The sequence below is a fragment of the Pseudonocardia sp. genome, from assembly GCF_025965585.1.
Taxonomy (GTDB): Bacteria; Actinomycetota; Actinomycetes; order Mycobacteriales; family Pseudonocardiaceae; genus Pseudonocardia.
The window spans coordinates 1-20824 of record NZ_JAOPWR010000173.1 but is presented as its reverse complement, the minus strand read 5'-3'; the positions used below and the strand labels follow the sequence as shown (position 1 = coordinate 20824).

The 20824-nt window shown below is 73.4% G+C and carries 21 protein-coding genes and 1 tRNA gene; 13 read left to right on the top strand and 9 right to left on the bottom strand.

Annotation, left to right across the window (positions count from 1 at the left end):
• Positions 1-132: 132 nt before the first annotated feature.
• Positions 133-1236 (top strand): PLP-dependent cysteine synthase family protein, encoded by a 1104-nt coding sequence (locus tag JWR81_RS10950; protein ID WP_297650148.1) that lies wholly within the window; start codon positions 133-135, stop codon positions 1234-1236.
• A 77-nt stretch (positions 1237-1313) separates the two neighbouring features.
• Here JWR81_RS10950 and JWR81_RS10945 read toward each other — a convergent pair whose 3' ends face one another.
• From JWR81_RS10945 to JWR81_RS10935, 3 genes are all read right to left on the bottom strand, one after another.
• Positions 1314-2690, bottom strand: a complete 1377-nt coding sequence (locus JWR81_RS10945; protein ID WP_297650146.1) for an amidase — start codon at positions 2688-2690, stop codon at positions 1314-1316.
• Positions 2691-2942: 252 nt separating this feature from the next.
• Positions 2943-3038: transfer RNA gene (locus tag JWR81_RS10940), tRNA-Sec, on the bottom strand.
• Positions 3039-3048: 10 nt separating this feature from the next.
• Positions 3049-3444, bottom strand: a complete 396-nt coding sequence (locus tag JWR81_RS10935) for an STAS domain-containing protein (protein WP_297650144.1) — start codon at positions 3442-3444, stop codon at positions 3049-3051.
• Between the two features lie 187 nt (positions 3445-3631).
• Between JWR81_RS10935 and JWR81_RS10930 the strand changes: the two genes are divergently transcribed.
• The 6 genes from JWR81_RS10930 to JWR81_RS10905 all read left to right on the top strand — a co-directional run bounded on the left by JWR81_RS10930 (position 3632) and on the right by JWR81_RS10905 (position 8821).
• Positions 3632-3913 carry a DUF2795 domain-containing protein gene (locus JWR81_RS10930; protein ID WP_297650142.1) on the top strand — a complete coding sequence of 94 codons (282 nt, stop codon included), beginning with the start codon at positions 3632-3634 and terminating at the stop codon, positions 3911-3913.
• Between the two features lie 31 nt (positions 3914-3944).
• Complete coding sequence (locus JWR81_RS10925; RefSeq protein ID WP_297650140.1) at positions 3945-4373, top strand: thioesterase family protein; 429 nt, start codon at positions 3945-3947, stop codon at positions 4371-4373.
• A gap of 215 nt (positions 4374-4588) precedes the next feature.
• A complete protein-coding gene (locus tag JWR81_RS10920) occupies positions 4589-4801 on the top strand; it encodes a hypothetical protein (protein ID WP_297650138.1) in 213 nt (70 codons plus the stop codon).
• A 157-nt stretch (positions 4802-4958) separates the two neighbouring features.
• Complete coding sequence (locus JWR81_RS10915) at positions 4959-5942, top strand: patatin-like phospholipase family protein (protein WP_297650136.1); 984 nt, start codon at positions 4959-4961, stop codon at positions 5940-5942.
• Between the two features lie 39 nt (positions 5943-5981).
• Positions 5982-7274, top strand: coding sequence for a competence/damage-inducible protein A (locus JWR81_RS10910; RefSeq protein WP_297650134.1), 1293 nt, complete (start codon positions 5982-5984; stop codon positions 7272-7274).
• Between the two features lie 338 nt (positions 7275-7612).
• A complete protein-coding gene (locus tag JWR81_RS10905) occupies positions 7613-8821 on the top strand; it encodes an FIST N-terminal domain-containing protein (protein ID WP_297650132.1) in 1209 nt (402 codons plus the stop codon).
• 27 nt (positions 8822-8848) lie between these two features.
• On the opposite strand, the gene JWR81_RS10900 is transcribed toward JWR81_RS10905, so the two are convergent.
• From JWR81_RS10900 to JWR81_RS10885, 4 genes are read right to left on the bottom strand one after another with little or no spacing between them, the layout of a single operon-like run.
• Complete coding sequence (locus JWR81_RS10900; protein ID WP_297650130.1) at positions 8849-9985, bottom strand: epoxide hydrolase family protein; 1137 nt, start codon at positions 9983-9985, stop codon at positions 8849-8851.
• 1 nt (position 9986) lies between these two features.
• Positions 9987-10736: an SDR family oxidoreductase gene (locus JWR81_RS10895; RefSeq protein WP_297650129.1), complete on the bottom strand. Its 750-nt coding sequence runs from the start codon at positions 10734-10736 to the stop codon at positions 9987-9989.
• On the bottom strand, positions 10736-11737 hold the full coding sequence (locus JWR81_RS10890) for an acetamidase/formamidase family protein (RefSeq protein ID WP_297650127.1): 1002 nt from the start codon (positions 11735-11737) through the stop codon (positions 10736-10738). The genes JWR81_RS10895 and JWR81_RS10890 overlap by 1 nt, the downstream gene beginning before the upstream one ends.
• A gap of 48 nt (positions 11738-11785) precedes the next feature.
• The gene (locus tag JWR81_RS10885) at positions 11786-12517 is read right to left on the bottom strand and encodes an IclR family transcriptional regulator (protein WP_297650125.1); all 732 of its coding nucleotides are present in this window, start codon (positions 12515-12517) and stop codon (positions 11786-11788) included.
• 68 nt (positions 12518-12585) lie between these two features.
• Here JWR81_RS10885 and JWR81_RS10880 point away from each other — a divergent pair, with 68 nt between their 5' ends.
• From JWR81_RS10880 to JWR81_RS10865, 4 genes are all read left to right on the top strand, one after another.
• Complete coding sequence (locus JWR81_RS10880) at positions 12586-13755, top strand: 4-hydroxybenzoate 3-monooxygenase (protein ID WP_297650122.1); 1170 nt, start codon at positions 12586-12588, stop codon at positions 13753-13755.
• Positions 13752-14477 (top strand): protocatechuate 3,4-dioxygenase subunit beta, encoded by a 726-nt coding sequence (pcaH, locus tag JWR81_RS10875; protein WP_297650119.1) that lies wholly within the window; start codon positions 13752-13754, stop codon positions 14475-14477. The genes JWR81_RS10880 and pcaH overlap by 4 nt, the downstream gene beginning before the upstream one ends.
• On the top strand, positions 14470-15018 hold the full coding sequence (gene pcaG / locus JWR81_RS10870; protein ID WP_297650117.1) for a protocatechuate 3,4-dioxygenase subunit alpha: 549 nt from the start codon (positions 14470-14472) through the stop codon (positions 15016-15018). Before pcaH ends, pcaG begins: the two co-directional genes overlap by 8 nt.
• A 183-nt stretch (positions 15019-15201) precedes the next feature.
• Positions 15202-15762 (top strand): GtrA family protein, encoded by a 561-nt coding sequence (locus tag JWR81_RS10865; RefSeq protein ID WP_297650115.1) that lies wholly within the window; start codon positions 15202-15204, stop codon positions 15760-15762.
• On the opposite strand, the gene JWR81_RS10860 is transcribed toward JWR81_RS10865, so the two are convergent.
• Positions 15732-16904 (bottom strand): acetyl-CoA hydrolase/transferase C-terminal domain-containing protein, encoded by a 1173-nt coding sequence (locus tag JWR81_RS10860; protein ID WP_297650113.1) that lies wholly within the window; start codon positions 16902-16904, stop codon positions 15732-15734. The genes JWR81_RS10865 and JWR81_RS10860 overlap by 31 nt on opposite strands.
• Positions 16905-16927: 23 nt before the next feature.
• On the opposite strand from JWR81_RS10860, the gene JWR81_RS10855 reads away from it, so the two are divergent.
• The gene (locus tag JWR81_RS10855; RefSeq protein WP_297650111.1) at positions 16928-17926 is read left to right on the top strand and encodes a glutathione S-transferase C-terminal domain-containing protein; all 999 of its coding nucleotides are present in this window, start codon (positions 16928-16930) and stop codon (positions 17924-17926) included.
• Positions 17927-17971: 45 nt separating this feature from the next.
• On the opposite strand, the gene zwf is transcribed toward JWR81_RS10855, so the two are convergent.
• Positions 17972-19381: a glucose-6-phosphate dehydrogenase gene (gene zwf / locus JWR81_RS10850; protein ID WP_297650109.1), complete on the bottom strand. Its 1410-nt coding sequence runs from the start codon at positions 19379-19381 to the stop codon at positions 17972-17974.
• 165 nt (positions 19382-19546) lie between these two features.
• Here zwf and JWR81_RS10845 point away from each other — a divergent pair, with 165 nt between their 5' ends.
• Entirely contained in the window at positions 19547-20803 is a 1257-nt protein-coding gene (locus JWR81_RS10845) for a glycoside hydrolase family 3 N-terminal domain-containing protein (RefSeq protein WP_297650107.1), read from the top strand.
• Positions 20804-20824 lie beyond the last annotated feature (21 nt).

Here is a 20824-nt window from a genome sequence, read left to right as displayed (position 1 = left end):
CGCGGCCCAGGGCGCGCCGGCCGCGGTGATCGGCCGGGTGCGCGCGGGTTCGGGCCGGATCACCCTCCGTTGAGCCGCTCCGTTCCGGCGGACGTGCCGCTCGTCGGGTGGGGCGCGGATAGCGTGGGCCCGGTGAGTCTCCCCGTCGACCGGTTCTGTCCCCGCCGACGCGCCTGGGTGGACGAGGCCGTCCGGCTCGTCGAGGCCGACGCCAACCGCTCCGCCGACACCCACCTCCACGTGTTCCCGCTGCCCGCCGAGTGGGGCGTGGACGTCTACCTCAAGGACGAGTCGGTACACCCCACCGGCAGCCTCAAGCACCGGCTGGCGCGCTCGCTGTTCCTGCACGCGCTGGTCAACGGCTGGATCGTCGAGGGAACGACGGTGGTGGAGGCCAGCTCCGGGTCCACGGCCGTGTCGGAGGCGTACTTCGCGCGGCTGATCGGGGTGCCTTTCGTCGCCGTCATGCCCCGCTCCACCAGCCCGGAGAAGATCGCCCTGATCGAGCGGTACGGCGGGCACTGCCACTTCGTCGACAGCGCCGGCGACATGTACGGCGCGGCCCAGCGGCTGGCCGACGAGTCCGGCGGGCACTACCTGGACCAGTTCACCCACGCCGAGGCGGCCACCGACTGGCGGGGCAACAACAACATCGCCGAGTCGATCTTCAGCCAGCTCGCGCTGGAGCGGTTCCCGGTGCCGGAGTGGATCGTGGTGGGTGCGGGCACCGGCGGTACGTCGGCCACGATCGGCCGGTACCTCCGCTACCGCCGCCACCCCACGCGGCTCGCGGTGGTCGATCCCGAGAACTCGGCGTTCCTCCCCGGCTGGGCGAGCAGGGAACCCGGCTACACCACCGGGGTGCCGTCGCGGATCGAGGGGATCGGCAGGCCGCGGATGGAGCCGAGCTTCGTGGTGGGCGTGGTCGACCGGATGATCCCGGTGCCCGACGCCGCGAGCATCGCCGCCGCCCGTCACCTGCAGGCCGTCACCGGGCGGTGGGCGGGTGGCTCGACCGGCACCAACCTCTGGGGCGTCTGGCAGCTCGTCGCCGCGATGCGGGCCGAGGGCGTGCAGGGCAGCGTCGTCACCCTGATCTGCGACGGCGGTGAGCGCTACCGCCACAGCTACTACGACGACGGCTGGGTGGCGGACCAGGGGATGGACCTCGCCCCGTACGCGGCGACCCTCGAACGCTTCCACACCACCGGGACCTGGTCGCCGCCATCCGATTAGCCCTGCCAGGAGCGGGCTACATTTTCGCGATCACCGGGCCCTGGCGACGTCAGAAGTAGGAAGGTTCTGCGACCCGCTCAGACGTAGGAGCGTCGGGGTGCCGCGCCCGCCATCGGCACCACGCGCTGCTCCAGCCGTGCCGCGGCTGCGAGCAGCGCGGCCTCCGAGCCCGGCCGTCCGACGAGCTGAACGCCCACCGGACTCCCGCCGACCAGCACCGGCGCCACCACGGCCGGTAGCCCGGCCAGGTTCCAGGCCTGCGTGAACGGCACGCGGGACGCCGAGGCGCGCAGCGTGGACAGGTAGCCGCGGTCCGCCATCGACCCCGCCCGCACCGGCGGACCGGCGACGGCCGGGCCGAGCAGCATGTCGTGGCCGCCCTCGTCGAGCCAGGCGAGCATGCGGTCGCGCCAGGCCGCGGCCGCCGCCGGACGGGGCCGGGTGAGCCGGGCGAAGCGCCTGCCCTTGCGGGCGATCGCGGTGGTGCGGCGGTCGAGCAGCGCGGGGTCGAGGTCCAGCGCCGCGACGTCCTGCGCCACGCCGGCGTGCCAGCGGCGCATCCACTGGGACGTCAGGCCGCGGGGGTAGGGCGGGTCGGCCAGCGTCACGACGGCTCCTCCGGGACCGGCCCGCAGCCGCGCGGCCGCGCCCACGGCGGCGGCCCGGTGGTCGGGGTGCAGCCGCCCGACCGGCGACGGGTTGCGCATCGACAGCGCGATCCGGGCGGGTCCGGGCACGTCGAGGTCCACGGGGGCGCCGCGCAGCACGCCGAACATCAGCGCGGCGTCCTCGGCGGTGCGCGCCAGCGGACCGGTGACCGAGAGCCCGCACCAGTGCTCCTCGGCGCCCCCGGGCAGCGGGACGACGCCGGTGCCCGGCTTGAGTCCGACCAGCCCGCAGTAGGCCGCGGGGATGCGGATCGAGCCGCCGCCGTCGGTGCCGAGCGCGAGGGCGGCCATCCCGGCCGCCACGGCCGCAGCGCTGCCGCCGCTGGACCCGCCGGGGTCGAGAGTCTCGTCGAGCGGGTTGCGGGTGACGCCCAGCGCCGAGTGCGTGAAGCCCCAGATCGCGAGCTCGGGCATGCGCGTCTTGCCGATCACCACGGCCCCGGCCGAGCGCAGGCGCTTGACCAGCTCGTCGTCGCGGCGGGCGGGCGCGGCGCAGGTGGCGGCCGAGCCGTGCCGCGTGGGGTAGCCGGAGACATCGACGCAGTCCTTGATCGCGACGGGGACCCCGGCCAACGGCAGGGCGAAGCGGTCGGCGCGGGCGTCGACGCCACCGGCCTCGGCCAGCACCCGCTGCGGGTCGTGCTCCTGGAACGCCCCGATCGAGGGGTCACGCTCGGCGATGCGCTCCAGGTGGGCACGGGCGACGTCGACGGCGCTGATCCGCCCGTCGTGCACGCGCGCCACGATCTCGGCCGCGGTGAGCGCGGTGAGGTCGGGATCAGCCATCTCGCCACAATGACACTGATCAGGGGCTGTCCGCGACCGACCCGCCGGGGGCATCAGGCCTCCGAACGGGGCAAACTGCGCCGAGCATCTCCTCGGTGTCGGAGTCCACATCGGCCGCGCAGTTCCCGGACCACCCGAGCAGGGCTCGGGCGTGTCGGCGTCGGGATCGACGACGGGAGGACGGGGCATCGGCCGAGGGTGGCCACGGCCGGCTCGAGTCGCCGGGGCTCAACTTCCGCGTCGAGCAGGAGATGGCGGAGGCGGACGGGAATCGAACCCGCCTGGCCGAGATGCTCGGCCACGTCGGTGTTGAAGACCGCGGGGGCCACCAGGCGCCCTTACGCCTCCGCGACCCGCGTCAGCGGGCGGCCTCCAGCGCCTCCGGCACGCCGTCGGCGATGCTGAACAGCTGCAGCAGCCCGGTGGCCTCGAGAGCGCGCTTGACGATGCGCGACCCGGGCACGACCACGAGCCGGCAGCCGCGGCTGTCGGCGTCGTCCTTGGCCCCCACGAGGACGGCCAGGCCTGCGGACCCCAGAAAGGTCACGTCGGAGAGGTCGAGCACGAGATGGCCGACCTGGGCCTGCTGCTCGAGCAGGCGGACCTGCAGCAACGGCGCCGTCAGGGTGTCGAGCTCGCCGACGACGTGCAGGACGCGGACATCGGGTCCGTGGTCGACGACGTCGAAGCGGATGATCTCACCGACATCCGTGCCGTCGCCCGCACCCGTGTCGACGGGTGGTTCGGCGTTCATTCTGCGCACCGGCTCCTCGATGGACGTCGCGGACTCTGGCGCGGACTGTGTTCTCAACCGCCCCGGGGAACCCTACGGCGAGCCCCCGGACCGCACAACAAGGGCCCCCTTCGTCCGTTTCCCACCGGGTGACGGCGGGTACACCGAGTGAGCGGTCGCGCGGGCGGTCGCACACGAGGAGGGCACCGTGTTCCGGTCCAACCCCCGCGCCGACGTCGCTCGGCTCTCGCAGGTGCTCGACGGCGTCGGGTTCCCGGCCGCGAAATGGCAGCTGATCATGCACGCCGAGCAGTACGGGGCCGACGCCGCCACGCGCTCCGACGTGTGGTCGCTGCCGTCGGGCACCTACCCCGCGCTGGTGGACGTGCTGGCCGCGCTCGGGCTCGTGGCGAACCCGGCCCAACGTCCGACGCGCTATCAGTCGCAGCCCGCGGCCCCGGCCGCGGCACGGGACCTCCCCTCCCGCTGACGGCCCGGGCCCGCTGGGAGATCCTGCGGGAATGGCTGATCACTTCGCGGTCCGCATCGGCGTCCGCAGCTACGAGATCGACGTCAACGGTCACGTGAACCACGCCAACTACCACCGCTACGCCGAGCACGCGCGCACCGAGCACCTCAACGCGGCGGGCTGCTCGATGTTCCGGCTGGTCGAGCACGGCATGGGCATCGTGCTGCTCGAGACCACCTGCCGGTTCCAACGTGAGCTCGTCTACGGCGACGAAGTGGAGATCGACTCGCGCCTGTCGTTCGGCGCGGGGAGGACGTTCGGCATGCAGCACACGCTGCGCCGCCTGTCCGACGGCGTCGCGGCGGCGGAGATCGGCTGCACGATGGGCGTGCTCGACGCGACGGCCCGCAGGCTGCTCCCCGATCCCCGGGCCCGCCTGCTGGAGCTGGCGACGTCCCCGGAGCTGCTGGCCGCGTCGTGACGTCCGGGGTGGAGCGCCCCGGATCGGCTCGTCATGCGGGAACACCCGCGCCTGACGCCGGACACCCGGAGGCCCGGGCCGTCGGAGCGATCCGGGCGGTCCGAGCCTCGTCCGTGTGCCGCTCGTGTCCGTCCGTGATCGGACCTTCACTCGAACGAGATGAGAGTCACCCGTTCGTATCGCATGTTCTGTCCGCGCGAGGCGATATGGAGAACATGGGGCAGAAGCGGGACGACCGATCAACGAGCCCGACCGTGCTCGGCGCCGCCGTCCGGCGGCAGCGGCTCTGCCCGGATCTCGAGTGCGTGCTGGCCGACGACCGGCTGGTCGAGGCGGTGCGAAGCGGATGCATCACCGACGCCAGCCCGGTGCACCCGGTCTTCCGGCTGCTGGCCCGCTGGCGCCGTCAGGTACTCACCGTCCGCTGACCCCGGGGACGAGGGCGGACCGGGGTTCGACGGCCCCCGGTCCGCCACTCACGCTCGTCCGGGCCCGGTACACACACGGACCTGTGCCGACGCGTCGTCCGAGGCGGACGCCGCGCCGGGGTACTTCGCCCCGGAGATGCGCCCGTACGCTGGGCGCGTGGAAACGGCGTCGTCCCTCCCGTTCGTGCACGGTGATCGCGATGTCCTGCGGGTCCTGCTCGATCGTCGCGACGCCGGCACCACGCCCGGTGACCGGCATGACGGGCACCGGGTGGCGCTCGTCATCGGCGGGGGCGGGATGCGCGGCTCGTACGTCGCCGGCATGCTCCGGGCGATCCAGCGCGCCGGGCTCACCCCCGCGTTCGACGAGGTCTACGGCTCGTCGTCGGGGGCCGTCAGCGCCGCGGCGTTCCTCACCGGGAGCGCCGCCGAGTGCGCCGCGTGCTTCTCCGAGGACCTGTCCACCGACGAGTTCATCAACATGCGCAGGCTCGGCACCCGCCGTCCCGTCGTCCGGCTGGACCACCTGCTCGACGAGGTGCTCCGGGTCCGCAAGCCGCTGGACTGGGCCGCGCTCGGGCACACTCCCGCGCCGCTGCGCGTCGTGGCCACCGACACCGCCGACCTGCTCCCGTACGAGCTCACCGGCATGGCGAGCATCCCCGAGTGGCGGCAGGCGCTGCAGGCCAGCGCGTCCATCCCGCTGCTCGCGGGCCCGCCCGTCAGCTACGGCGGGCGGCGCTGGGTGGACGGTTCGGTCGGCGAGCCGCTGGCCATGGCGCGGGCGCTGCGCGGCGGCGCCACACACGTCCTCGTGATGATGCCCCGGGGCAACGAGGCCATCCACCCCGACGCCGACGCCGGGCTGTCGCTGTGGGCCCGCGGGCTCGACCGGATCGTCCCGGGCCTGGGCACGGTCGCGCAGGGGTCGCGGCGCTACGGGGCCGACCTGCTCATCGTCACCGACGCGGCGCACCCCGACCGCGGCCCGGGCCACCTCATGGCCATCGGGCCCGCCCGCTCGGCCGACGTCGGTGCACTGTGCATCGAGGCCGGGCCGATCGCCAGGGCCGTGCAGATCGGCGACGAGTCGGTCAGCGCAGCGATCCGGGCGGCCGAACTGGATCTCGACGCCGCCTGAGCGGTCCGCCGGAGGGTCGCTGCGTCGTAGGGTCCGTGCATGGACACCTCCGAGCGGCCCCGCGCGGCCGTCGTCGTCACCGGCAGCGAGCTGCTGACCGGGGCGATCTCCGACCGCAACGGGCCCTTCCTGGCGAAGGCGCTCGGCGAGCTCGGCTTCGAGGTGGCCCACCTGCTCGTGGTCGGCGACCGGCCCGACGACCTCGCCGCCGCGCTCACCTTCGTCGCCGACGCGGGCGTGGCGCTGATCGTCACCAGCGGCGGGCTCGGCCCCACAGCCGACGACCTCACGGCCGAGGTGGTGGCGTCCTTCGCGGGCGTCGACCTCGAGCTCGACGAGGCCATGCGCGAGCACATCGCGGGGATCCTCGCGGGCTGGGCGGCCCGCACCGGGTTCGACGGCCCCGCGCTGGAGGATGCCAACCGCAAGCAGGCGATGGTGCCCCGCGGCGCGGTCGCGCTGACGCCGGTGGGCACCGCGCCCGGGCTCGTCGTGCCGCGGGCCGGCGGGCCGCTCGTCGTCGTCCTGCCCGGGCCGCCACGGGAGCTGCAGGGGGTGTGGCCGTCGGCGCTGGAGTCGGCGCCGGTGCGGAAGCTGCTGGCCACGGTGCCCGCGGCGCAGTCGCGGGAGCTGCGGTTCTTCGGGTTCCCCGAGTCGGAGATCGCGGCGACGCTGCGGGAGATCGGGGCGACCCGGGACCTGTCGGGCGTCGAGGTGACGACGTGCCTGCGGCGTTCCGAGCTGGAGGTGGACATCCGGCCGCTGCCCGGCGCGGAGGACGTGGCCGAGCAGCTGCACGCGGAGCTCGCGGCGCGGCACGCGAAGCACCTCGTCAGCGCCGAGGGCACCACCACCGACGAGCTGCTCGCCCGCGCCCTGCTCGAGCGCGGCCTGACCGTCGCCACGGGGGAGTCGTGCACCGGCGGCATGCTCGCCTCCCGCCTGGTGGACCTCGCGGGGTCCAGCGCGTACGTCGCGGGCGGAGTCGTGGCCTACTCGAACGAGGCGAAGACGGCGCTGCTGGGCGTGCCCGCGGAGATGATCGCCGAGCACGGTGCCGTCTCGCCGGAGGTGGCCCGTGCGCTCGCCGACGGTGCCCGCGAGCGGTTCGGCGCCGACATCGGCGTCGGGATCACCGGCGTGGCCGGACCCGGCGGGGGCACCGAGGCCAAGCCGGTGGGCTACGTCTGCTTCTGCGTGACGACGTCCGACGGTCTGGTGCTGGCCCGCGACCCGCGCCTGCCCGGCAGCCGGGCCGACATCCGCGAGCGCTCCACCGACACCGCGATGCACCTGCTTCTGCGCGCGGCAGGCGGCCTGCCCCGCCGCTGACCGCCGGACCGCCGATCGCCCCGGCCGGCATCGACCGGGCCCGCCCGACACCGCCCCGCCTCGCCTTGCCGGGCGCGCGAGTCGACACGGGGGGTGCGCGAGTCGACATGCCCCCCGCCGCGAGTCGACACAGCCGGGTGCGCGGGTCGACACGGGCCGGGTGCGCGGGTCGGCACGGCCGGGTGCGCGAGTCGGGTGTTCGGCCCGCGGCGGGCGTTCCCTGCCCGGACGGGCCGTCGGGAGTACGTCGGGCAGGCAGATGCCCGGTGCCTCCCTGCGCCGCCGGCCCGCTCCTGCGACCATGGCGGAACGCCCGGGCACCGGGCCGAGGAGGAGTCATGGCGGGAGAGCAGTGGCGGCGTAGCAGTGTCGAGGAGTTCGCGCCCACCGGACGCCGGTTCGGCGACGGCCTGGCCGTCGGACCCGATCTGGAGGGCGCGGCCGAGGTGGCCGTCGCACAGGCCCTCGCCGGCCTGGACGGCGTCCCCCCCGATCTCGTGTGCGTGTTCGTCGCGCCGGGCGCCGGCCACGAGCCCGACCAGGCCGCCGCGGCCGGCCGGCGCGCGATGGAGCTGGCCGGGGCGCGCACCACGATCGGCGTCACCGCGGGCGGGGTGATCGGCGACGGGCGCGGTGAGGAACACGGCCCGGCCGTCGCGGTCTGGGCGGCGGCTCTGCCCGGCACCCGGATCAGCCCCTACCGCCTCGTCGCGGAACGGAGCGGGGAGGGCGTGCAGGTCAGCGGGCTGCCGAACCTGCGTTCCGACGACCGTGTGGCCGCGATGCTCGTGGACCCCTACTCGTTCCCCGTCGGCGGGTTCCTCGAGCGCAGCAACGCGCTGATGCCCGGGTTCCCGCTTGTCGGAGGGCTCGCTGGCGCGGCCGGTGGGCCGGGAGCCAACCGGCTGTTCCTCGACGGTGAGGTGGTCGAGCGCGGCGGTGTCGGGTTCGTGCTGGGCGGTGAGGTCGCGGCGCGCGTCGTCGTCAGCCAGGGGTGTCGCCCGATCGGCCCGTCGATGACCGTCACCCGGGCGGACCGCAACGTGCTCCACGAGCTCGCCGGATCACCCGCCTACACGCGGCTCGTGGAGATCGTGACGGCGTTGCCGCCCGCCGAGCAGGAACTGGCTGCGCGCGGGCTGCACCTGGGCATCGCGATGGACGAGTACGCCGAGGACCACGGCCGCGGGGACTTCCTGATCCGCGGCGTCGTGGGCGCCGACGAGGAGACCGGCGCTGTGGCGGTCGGCGACATGGTCGAGGTCGGGCAGACCGTCCGCTTCCAGGTCCGCGACGCCGCGGGCGCGGGCGAGGACCTGACCGAGCTGCTCGGGGGCGCCGACCGCCCGGCGCGCGGGGCGCTGCTGTTCTCCTGCAACGGGCGCGGCACCACGATGTTCGACAGCGCCGACCACGACGTCCGCACCGTGCAGGAAGCGCTGGGCGCCGAGGGTGTCGCCGGCATCTTCGCGGCGGGCGAGATCGGCCCGGTGGGCGGGAAGAACCACCTCCACGGCTTCACCGCCTCGGTCCTCGCCTTCCGCTGACGGCCACGGGGGCCGGACGAGGGCCCGTCAGGTCAGGGTGCGGAAGTAGGTGCGGAGCTCGTGCACGTACACCTCCGGCTGCTCCATGCTCGCGAAGTGGCCGCCCGTCTTCTGCTCGGTGAAGTGGCGCAGGTCGGTGTAGCGCGTCTCGATCCAGCTGCGGGGCAGGCGGTAGAGCTCATGGGGGAACAGCGTGACGCCCGTGGGCACGGTCACCTCGTCGTTGCGACGCCGCCCGCCGAAGCTCTCCCAGTACAGCCGCGCGGACGAGGCGCCGTTGCCCGGCAGCCAGTACAGCATCACGTTGTCGAGCAGGCGGTCGCGCGTGATCACGTTCTCGGGGTGGCCGGCGCAGTCGGTCCAGTCCCAGAACTTCTCGACGATCCACGTGCACTGTGCCGAGGGGGAGTCGAGCAGCCCGTAGCCGATGGTCTGCGGGCGCGTGGACTGCTCGGCGGAGTAGCCGCTGCGCACGGTGCGGAACGTCGCCTGCTCGGCCACGGCGGCCTGCTCGGCCTCGGTCAGGGGCGGGACGCTCCCGTCGGGCGGCCGCGGCGCGACGGGCATCGTCAGGTGGATGCCCATGAGCCCGTCCGGTGCGGCCGTGCCGAGCGCGCTGGTGATGATCGAGCCCCAGTCGCCGCCCGCGGCACCCCAGCGTTCGTAGCCGAGGCGGTCCATCAGCTGCGCCCACGCGATGGCGATCCGCTCGACGCCCCATCCCGCGACGGTGGGCTTGGCGCTGAAGCCGTACCCCGGCAGCGACGGCGCGACGACGTGGAACGCCTGGGCGGGGTCGGCGGGGTTCGTCAGCGCGTCGACGACATCGAGGAACTCGATCACCGAGCCGGGCCAGCCGTGCGTCAGCAGCAGCGGCGTCGCGTTCTCGTGCGGCGAGCGGACGTGCAGGAAGTGGATGTCCAGCGCGTCGTCCCCGCCCCCGTCCAGCCCCGTGACGAACTGGGGAAGCGCGTTGAGCTCGGCCTCGCAGCGCCGCCAGTCGTACTCGTCGGCCCAGTACGCGCAGAGCTCCTTCGCGTAGTCCAGGGGCACGCCCTGCGTCCAGCCGTCGACCGTGGCGGCCTCGGGCCAGCGGGTCAGGGCGAGCCTCCGGCGCAGGTCGTCGAGCTGGGTCTCGGGGATGTCGACACGGAACTCGCGCACGCTAGAGCTGCACTCCTCGGGTCAGTGCCCCGTCGACGACGAGGTTGGTGCCGGTGATGAACGACGCGCGCGGGCTCGCGAGCATCGTGACGGCGTAGGCGATCTCCTCGGCGGCGGCCATCCGGCCGGTGGGGTTGAGGCCCATCGCGAGCGAGAACAGGTCGGGGTTGCCGCCCTCGATGCCCGCCCACACCCCGCCGGGGAAGTAGGTGTTGCCCGGGGAGACGCAGTTGGCCCGCGCCCCGGACGGTGCGAGCTGCATCGCCAGCCCGGAGATGTAGTGGACGACCGCGGCCTTCATCGTGCCGTAGGCGTCCTTCGCGAAGTCGATCTCGCGGCCGGAGACCGACGAGACGGCCACGACCGATCCCTTCGACGCCTCCAGGAACGGCGTCGCGGCCTCGCACATCCGCACGGTGTGCATGAGGTCGACGTCGTAGCTCGCCTTCCAGTTGTCCTCGGTGGGCCCGATCGCGAGCGCGCTGACGTTGGCGACGGCCACGTCGATGCCGCCGAGCGCCTCGGCGGATGCGGCGACCCACGCCTTCAGCGCGTCGCCGTCGGCGACGTCCACCGCTGTGCCGGTCGCGCTGTCGCCGAGCTCCTCGGCCGCCTTCTCGACGTCGGCCGCCGTGCGGGCGCAGAACGCGACCTTCGCGCCCTCGGCGAGCAGCGCCTCGACGATCGCGCGCCCGATCCCCTTGGTGCCGCCCGTGACGAGCGCGACCTTCCCGGTGAGCTGCAGGTCCATCAGACGAGTCCCTTCGAGAGCGAGCGCAGGTGGCGGTGCATGCCGTTGAAGGCGTCGGCGGGCGGCAGCAGCGCCTTCTCGATCTTGGTGACGGCGCTGTAGTTGGCGTCCACGACGTTGGCGAGCGGGCTGAGGCTGATCTGGGTGAGCAGCTCGTAGGCGTCGAGCGGGTCGAGGCCGTACAGCTCGCCGAGCCACGCGACCATGCCGACCTGGCTGGCCCGCCACGCGTCCTCGAGCGGGCGCGACGACCCGACCACGACATAGTCCTCGTCGTGCTCCAGGCGCGGCCACTCGGGCGCGCCACCCTTGATCAGCTCGACGATCAGCGTCACGTCCATCGCGCCCTCGACGGCGGTGCCGCAGCTCTCGCCCTCGCCCTGCCGGTAGTGGCCGTCGCCGACGGAGAAGAGGGCGCCCGGAACGTTGACCCCGAGGAAGCAGGTGGTGCCCGCCTTCATCTCGGGGGTGTCCATGTTGCCGCCGAACTTGTCGGGCACGAGGCTCGTGCGCACCTCGCGCCCGGCCGGGGCGACGCCCACGGTGCCGAGCATCGGGCTGCACGGCAGCACCGTGCGGAAGTCCGAGCGCTGGGCCTCGAACAGCAGCGTGCCCGCCGCGCGGTCCAGCTGGTAGATCCACGTCTGCTCGGGCAGCGGGGCGTGCAGCAGCGCGGTGCGGTCGGTGCCGGTCAGCGCGCCGAAGAACGGGATCGTGGTGGACGCCGCCCAGTCACGGGCGGGCGTCAGGTCCACGATGTGGATCGCGAGCGTGTCGCCCGGCTCGGCGCCCTCGACGAAGAACGGGCCGGTCTGCGGGTTCACCTCGGTCATGTCGAGCACCTGGCTCGGCAGGTCGGACGTCCGTTGCAGACGGCCGGAGAAGGCGTCCTCGGTCCACAGCTTGAGGACCGTGCCGGGCTTGATCCGGTGGCTGGGGGCGGCCCCGCCGAACGTCCACGCGAACTGATCGGGGGTGGGGCGGAACTCCACGACGTCCATCGCCGAGATCGTTGTCCTCGCACCGACCGGAGCGCAACTGCTGATCCGTCACGCGAGCGAGCGGGAGATCCCCCGCGCCGCGGCCCGCACCACGGGGACGAAGGGGCGCGCGTCCCCGCCCTCGGCGGGCACCACCACCGAGAGTGCCGCCACCACGTCCCCCCGCGGTCCGTGGACGGGTGCGGCGACCGAGAGCGCGATCAGCTCGATCTGCCCGTCGCTGACGGCCACGCCGGTGCGCCGCACGTCGGCGAGCGTGCGGCGCAGGTCGTCGGGACGGCAGATCGTCTTCGTGGTGTAGCTGCGCAGCGGGCCGGCCAGCACCTGCTCCTGCAGGGCGGGGTCGGCGTGCGCGAGCAGGACTAGCCCGACGCCGGTGGCGTGCAGCGGCAGCCGGCCGCCCACCCGCGTGATCACGTTCACGGCGCCGCGTCCGGAGATGCGCTCCAGGTACACGGCGTCGATGCCGTCGAGCACCGCGAGCTGGACGTTCTGGCGTGTCACCTCGTAGAGGTCCTCGAGGAACGGCATGGCCAGCTCGCGCAGGCCCAGCCCGCGCGGGGCCAGCACGCCGACCTCCCAGAGCCGCAGCCCGATGCGGTAGCGGCCGTCGTCGGCGCGTTCGAGCGCGCCCCAGCCGGTCAGCTCCCCGGCGATCCGGTGCGCAGTGGTCAGCGGGAGACCCGCGCGGCGGGCGAGCTCGGTGAGCGTCAGCTCCGTGTGATCGGCCGCGAACGCCCCCAACACCGCCAGAACCCGCGCCGTCACCGTCTCGCCCACGACACGATCCTTCCGCTCAGCGGAAGGCCCGTCGAGTGCGGGGCGGATGCAGGGTCACTCTCGGCGGCATGCGCACCCAGGTGGGAATCGTGGGGGCGGGACCGGCGGGGTTGCTGTTGTCGCATCTGCTGGCCCGTCAGGGGATCGAGTCGGTGGTGCTGGAGTCACGAAGCCGCGCCTACGTGGAGAAGCGGGTACGGGCCGGGGTGCTGGAGCACCCGACCGTCGAACTGTTGCGCGGCGTCGGCCTCGCGGAGCGGATGGACCGCGAGGGTCTGCCGCACGGGGGCATCTCGCTGCGTTTCGACGGCGGCGACCACCGGATCGACTTCGCCGACCTGGTGGGCCGCGGGATCGTGGTCTACGGGCAGCAGGAGGTCGTGAAGGACCTCATCGCGGCGCGTCTGGCCGCGGGTGGCGATCTGCGGTTCGAGGTCTCCGAGGTCACCCTCGACGGGATCACGAGCGATCCGGTGATCGGCTTCGTCGACGCCGACGGGCAGCGCCGGGAGCTGCACTGCGACGTGATCGCGGGCTGCGACGGCTTCCATGGCATCAGCCGCGCCGCGGTGCCGGGCGAGGTGTTCGACCGGCAGTACCCCTTCGCCTGGCTGGGGATCCTGGCCGAGGCCGCCCCGACGCACGAGGAGCTGGTCTACGCCAACCACCCCAACGGGTTCGCGCTGTACTCGATGCGCAGCCCCGAGGTCACCCGGCTCTACCTGCAGGTGCCGCCGGACACGAACGCCGACGACTGGTCCGACGCGCGGATCTGGGACGAGCTGCAGCTGCGGCTGGCCGCGGACGGGTTCTCGATCAACGAGGGCCCGCTGCTGGAGAAGGGCGTCACCGGGATGCGCAGCTTCGTCTCGGAGCCGATGCGGCACGGGAAGCTGTTCCTGGCCGGGGACGCCGCGCACATCGTCCCGCCCACGGGTGCGAAGGGCATGAACCTCGCGATCGCCGACGTACGAATGTTGGCCGATGCACTCATCGGGTATCTTCACGAGAAGGACGAATCAGGCGTCGACGCCTATTCGGACACCTGCCTGCGGCGCGTCTGGCGGGCCGAGCACTTCTCGTGGTGGATGACCTCGATGCTGCACAACTTCCCCGACGAGGACGCCTTCACCCGCAGGCTGCAGCTCTCGCAGCTGCGCTACACGGTGTCCTCCCGCGCCGCCGCCACCAGCCTTGCCGAGAACTACGTCGGCCTGCCCCACGGAGCCGCCCTGTGACCCTCACCGATCCGACGGGGTACCGCCCCGTCCCTGCCGGTACGAACCCGCCCCTGGCCTTCGAGGGCTACAAGAGCACCGCGCTGCGGGCGCCGTCGCAGGCGCCGGTCATCCTGCGCGACCGGCTCACCGAGGTCACGGGCCCGCTCTTCGGCGACAGCGCTCATCCTCGGGGCCCGTCCGACCACGACCTCACCGCCCAACACTCCGACGAGCCGATCGGGCAGCGGATCCTGGTGTTCGGCCGCGTCCTCGACTCGGACGGCCGCGCGGTGCCCGACACGCTCGTCGAGGTGTGGCAGGCCAACGCCGCGGGTCGCTACGCGCACGTCGTCGACAACTGGCCGGCGCCGCTGGACCCCAACTTCACCGGCGGCGGCCGTGTCGTCACCGACTCGGCGGGCCACTACTCGTTCACCACGATCAAGCCCGGCGCCTACCCGTGGGGCAACCACCACAACGCCTGGCGCCCCGCGCACATCCACTTCTCGCTGTTCGGGCGCGCGTTCACGCAGCGCCTGGTCACGCAGATGTACTTCCCGGACGACCCCCTGTTCGCCCAGGACCCGATCTACAACTCGGTGCCCGACGAGGCCGCGCGGCGCCGGATGATCTCCACCTTCGACCTGGAGGCCACGAAGCCGAACCGGGCGCTGGCGTACCGGTTCGACATCGTGCTCCGCGGTCGCGAGCAGTCCGTCTTCGAGGAGCCCCATGTCTGACCGGTTGACGCCATCGCAGACGGTCGGGCCCTTCCTGAGCATCGGCCTGACCTGGCCCGCCGGCCACCTCGTCGTGTCCGAGGGCACCCCGGGGGCCGTTCTGATCACCGGGATCGTCCGGGACGGGGCCGGTAACCCCGTGCCCGACGGCCTCGTCGAGACCTGGCAGGCCGACCCCGACGGCCGCTTCGACCACCCCGACGACCCGCGCGGCGCCTCGGGCTCGGGCTTCTCCGGCTTCGGCCGAAGCGCCACCGACGCCGAGGGCCGCTTCCGGATCCTCACGGTCGAGCCCGGTGCCCTCGGCGACGGCCAGGCCCCCCACATCGACGTGTCGGTGTTCGCCCGCGGACTGCTCGACCGGGTGGTCACGCGGATCTACTTCCCGGCCGAGGCCGAGGCCAACGCCGCCGACCCGCTGCTGTCGTCGCTGCCCGCCGAGCGCGCGGCCACCCTGATCGCGGTGCCGGACGGAGAGGGCCGGCTGCGCTTCGACATCCGCCTCCGCGGCGAGGGCGAGACGGTCTTCCTGACGATCTGACGCGCCGCCGACCCCGCGAGTCGGCATGGATCGCTTGCGAGCCACCGACGCCCGAGCTGATCGTCCGACCGCTATCGGCCTCGAGACGGCGTTCATGGCCGGACCGCACAGAACCAGTGGTGATGATCACCCGAAAGATCCGGTATCGGGTGGAATGCATCCGTGATCACAGCGTTCGCACAGGTGAGGGACAGCGCACGCCTGGGTTCCCGTGAGATGAAGATCGGGTACTGGGACGGCGCGCTTTCCGGAGAGGACGTGGTGGACATGACGGGTGCGGCGTGCACGATGGGTGGCCCCGTGATCGAGCTGCCCGAGTCGTGGCGTGCCCGGATCCGCCAGGCCCACCCCTTCGCCACCCAGCTGGCCCGCTACACGGTGGTCGGCGGCCTCGGGACCGTCGCCAACGCCATGGTCTTCCTGGCCCTGCGCACCTGGTGGGAGGCACTCGCGGCCAACCTCGTCGCCCTCGTGCTGAGCACACTGCTGAGCACGGAGATCAATCGCCGCTTCACCTTCCAGGCCTCCGCGTCCACCCACCGCTGGCGCACCTACGTGCAGAACGGCGGCACGGTCGTCTTCTACGCGTTCTACAGCTCGGCCGTGCTCATCACCCTCGCCCTGGTGGTGGACGAGCCGAGCCCGTGGCTGCAGGCGCTCGCGGTGTCGGCGGCGAGCGTGCTCGGTGGCTTCGCCCGCTTCCTCGTGCTGCGCTACTGGGTCTTCGAGGACGCGCACGCCTGAGGCCACAGCTCGGCCAGCGCGGCGGCGCGTTCCGAGCGGTCGAGCCCGCGGAGGTCCGCCGAGCCGTGCTCGGTGACCACCACGTCCACGTCGTGTGAGGCTGTGGTGACCGGCCGCGACAGCGTCTCCACCAGAGTCGACCCGCCGCGGTGCTCAGACGCCACGGCCACGATCGAGAGGCCCGTGCGCGACCGGGCGCCGGCCGCGGCGTAGTCCGGGTGACCCCCGATCCCCCCGACGACGGCGGCGACGGTGCCCTCGACGTTCACCTGCCCGGCGCGGTCGATCTCCACCGCCGTGTTGACGGCGATCAGCGGGGAGGGCTCGTCGGAGCAGAGCCTGCTCGGGTCGTGGGTGACCTCGAGCGGGTGCAGCAGGGGGCGTCCGTGGGCCCAGTCGTGGAGGCGCTTCGTGCCGACCATGTAGGCGCCGAACGCCTCGATCAGCAGCCCGCGTGCGTCGAGGTCGACGATGGACTCGGGCAGCAGACCGGAGTCCACGCGCACCGGCACGTCGATCGCGTCGAGCACCGCCGCGCCCAGCCGTCCCGGCCCGACCTGCACGCGGGCTCCCTCGGGCACCCAGCGGGCGATGTGCGCGGCTATCCGGCGGTCGACATCGCCCGGCGCGGAGAAGGCGACCTCGCGCGGAGCGTCGTCGGTCTCGCCGAGCACCGTGATCGCGTCCTCCGGCAGCGGCGGGCCCGCGTCGGCGTGCGGGGCCGTGCGTGAGACGACGGCCGCCACCGGCACACCGGCGAGGACGGCGCCGCGCATCCACGACACCTCCGCGCCGAACCGCAGCCCGTCGGGCGTCCGCACGAGCGAGGCGAGCACCAGGTCCGGGCGCAGCGGCCCGGCCAGCAGCGACGGCACCGCCGAGAGCCGGACCGGCACCGACCGCACCGACCCCTCCTCGACGGGGCGGCGCAGCCCCCAGCCCGACATCACGGTGCGGGCGTCGGCGAAGGGCCGGGCGTCCAGCGTCGGCTCGGCGTGCGGCATCCAGCCGAGGACCAGCCGCAGATCGCCGTGGTGGGCGGCCAGCCGGGACAGGTCCGGGAACAGGGCGCGCGGCGTGCCCGTCCCGTCGGCCACCGCGATCCGCATACCGGGACGGACGAGATCATCGAGTACGGGCACGCGGACCACACTAGATTCAGGTCATGGCCGCCTCGCAGTCCAGCGCCGACGCCTTCGAGCGCCGGCCCGTCGCGCTCGACGAGCGCATCACCGCCGACGTCTCGTCGCGGTGGCCCGTCGAGGCCGGGCGCTACCGACTCGTGGCCGCCCGCGCCTGCCCGTGGGCGAACCGCGCGGTGATCGTCCGGCGGCTGCTCGGGCTGGAGCCCGCGATCTCGATGGGGATCGCCGGGCCGCTGCACGACGAGCGCAGCTGGCGCTTCCACCTCGACCCCGACGACAGGGACCCGGTGCTGGGCATCGAGTACCTCGGCGAGGCCTACCGGAAGGCCGACCCCGACTTCTCCGCCGGCATCACCGTGCCCGCGATGGTGGACCTGCGCACAGGCGGCGTCGCCACCAACGGCTTCGACCAGCTCACCCTCGACTTCTCCACCCAGTGGACGGAGTTCCACCGCGAAGGCGCGCCCGACCTCTACCCCGAGGCCCTGCGCGCCGAGATCGACGAGGTGAACGCCGCCGTCTACGACGACGTGAACAACGGCGTCTACAAGTGCGGGTTCGCCAAGGGGCAGAAGAGCTACGAGCGGGCGTATGCGGTGCTGTTCGCCCGGCTCGACGAGCTCTCTGAGCGGCTCGCCACGCAGCGCTACCTCGTGGGCGACACGATCACCGAGGCCGACGTCCGGCTGTGGGTCACGCTCGTGCGCTTCGACGCCGCCTACCACGGCCACTTCAAGTGCAACCGCCAGAAGCTCACCGAGATGCCGGTGCTGTGGGCCTACTCCCGCGACCTGTTCCAGACCGCAGGGTTCGGCGACACCATCGACTTCGAGCAGATCAAGCAGCACTACTACGGCGTGCACACGGGGATCAACCCGACGGGCATCGTGCCGGTCGGGCCCGACGTCTCGGGCTGGCTCACGCCGCACGGGCGCGAGGAGCTGGGCGGGCGGCCGTTCGGCGACGGCACCCCGCCCGGGCCGCCGCCGGAGGGGGAGCGGGTGCCGGCGATCGGCTGACGCAGGAGCGACCGTCGGACCGGGACGTCCTGCGCGACGCCGTCCTCAGGCCGGTGGCGTCGGCCCCCACGTCCCCGGCTCGTAGGGGAGCGGCTCCGTGCCCGGGTCGAGGATCGGGGCGACGATCCGCCAGGCCTCTTCCAGGTTGTCCATCGGGGCGAAGTGCGCGGGGTCGCCGACCAGCGCGTCGACGAAGATCCGCTCGTACGGCGCGTGAACGGGTCCGAGCACCTCGCGGAAGTCGACGGCGATCGGCACCTCGGTCACGACGTCGGCGCCGCCGGGCTGCTTCGCCAGCAGGATGAACGCCACGCCGGCGTCGGGCTGCAGGCGCAGCCGGATCCGGTTGGGCGGGGCTGGGGAGTCGGTGGGCCCGGCGAACAGGGCGCGCGGCGGCCGGCGCAGCGTCACCACGATGTCCAGCACGCTCGCGGGCAGCGCCTTGCCCGCGACGATGTGCACCGGCACGCCGGACCAGCGCCAGTTGTCGATGTGGAGGGTCAGCGCCACGTAGGTCTCGGTGGTGGAGTCGGGCGCCACGCCCTTCACGTCGCGGTAGCCCGTGTACTGCCCGCGCACGACGTCGGCCGGGTCCACCGCGCGCACGGCCTTGAGCAGCTGGAACTTCGCGTCGCGCTGGTCGGCGGCCGAGTCGCTGGACGGGGCTTCCATCCCCAGGTAGGCGAGCACCTGCAGGAGGTGGTTCTGCACGACGTCGCGCACGGTGCCGACGGAGTCGTAGAACGAGCCGCGGTCGGCGACGTCGAAGCTCTCGGCCATGGTGATCTCGACGTGGTCGATCCACGTGCGCGTCCACAGCGGTTCGAGCAGCGTGTTGGCGAACCGCAGCACGAGCAGGTCCTCGACGGGTTCCTTGCCCAGGTAGTGGTCGACGCGGAAGATCCGGTCGTCGGCGTAGTTCTTGCGCAGCATCGCATTGAGCGCGCGCGCGGAGTCCAGGTCGTGCCCGAACGGCTTCTCGACGACGAGCCGGGCGCGGTCGTTGAGCCCGACGGCGGCGAGGCCGTCGGCGACCGTGGCGAACAGGCTCGGCGGCACTGCCAGGTAGTAGACGGCGAACGCCTCGGCGCCACCCTGCGTGGCCACCTCGGCGGCGAGCCGCTGGAACGTGGCGGGGTCGGCGTAGTCGCCCGCGACGAGCTGCATCAGCCCCTGCAGGCGCTTGAGCACGTCGTCGTCCACGTCGTCGCCACTGCCGCTGTCGGCGCGGTCGCCGTGGTCACCCGTGTTGTCGAACGCGGCGTGCACGGAGTCGGCGACGTGGGCACGCAGCTGCTCGACGTCCCAGTCGGTGAGCGCCACCCCGACGACGGGCACGGTCAGCTCGCCCCGCTCCACCAGCCGGTAGAGGGCGGGCAGGATCATCTTCTTCGCGAGGTCGCCGGTGACGCCGAACAGCACCAGCACGTCACCCACGGGGCCGGTCGGGTTCATGGGGTCTCCTCTCGGAGCGTCGCGGATCGGCGCCTCACGGCCATCGTCGCAGCCGCGGCCGGAGCTGCGCTCACGGCGCCACGTGGTCGCGCGGTCGCGGGCCACCCCGACGCGCCGGATGACCCGACAGGGCGAGACACGGCCGCGGGCGGATGATGGTCGGCGATGTCGCTCCTGCTCCGGTCACCGCACCCGCGTCCGTCCCGCTCCCGCCGACGGTCGGCGGTGCCGCTGCTCGGCGGTCTCGTCGCCGGGATGCTCGGCGGCCTTCTGGTCGCGCCCGCACAGGCTGCGGTCCCGGCCCAGGCCGCGCTCACCTCCGCTGCCGCGCCGGCCGGCCCGGCTCCCGCGCCCGCCCCCGAGATCACCGGGCTCGCGCTGGGCGCCGACCGGCTGCCGAACTGCGCCGCCGTGGTCAGCTCGATGACGCCCCGCGCCCGGCTGGCGCAGCGCCTCATGGTCGGGGTGCAGGGCGACGACCCCACGGGTACGGCCGAGACCGTCCGCGACACCCAGGTCGGAGGCATCTTCGTCGGCGGCAACGCCACCACACTGCTCACGAACCAGGCCCTGCGCGGGGTGCAGGCGATGTCGCGGATCCCGCTGACCGTCGCCGTCGACGACGAGGGCGGGCGCGTGCAGCGCATCGACGCCCTCGACGGCAACCTGCCCAGCGCCCGCACCATGGCCAGGACGATGACCCCCACGGAGGTCACCGACACAGCCCGGCAGCGGGCCACGAAGCTCCTGGCCCACGGGATCACGATGAACATGGCGCCGGACGTCGACGTCAGCGACCAGCCCGCCGACGACGTGATCGGCGACCGGTCGTTCTCGAACGACCCGGACACCGTCACGACGTACGCCATCGCCTACGCCGAGGGACAGCGGGCCGCGGGGCTGCTCACCGTGCTCAAGCACTTCCCCGGCCACGGCCACGCCACGGGTGACTCGCACAAGGGCCGGGCCACCACGCCGCCGCTCGCGCAGCTCAAGGCCGACGATCTGAAGCCCTACGCCACGCTGCTGGGCCCTGGCGGCCCGCTGGCAGACGGTGGCGGCAAGGGCCGCACCGCGGTGATGGTGGGCCACCTCGACGTCCCCGGCCTCACCACGGACCTGCCCAGCTCGCTGACGCCCGCGGTCTACCGGATGCTGCGCACCGACTACGGGTTCGACGGCGTGGCGCTCACCGACGACCTCGGCGCGATGAAGGCCATCACCGACGAGTTCGACCTCCCCACCGCCGTGGAGAAGGCGCTGTCCGCGGGCGCGGACATGGCGCTGTGGTCGAGCGGCGGGCGTGTCATCCCGGTGCTCGACGGTCTCGAGCAGGCCCTGAACAGCGGGAAGCTCGACGCCGCCGCCAACGACACCGCCGTGCAGCGGATCCTCGCGCTGAAGGGCGTCTGCTCCCGCTGATCGGTCCGGCCCCTGCACGCC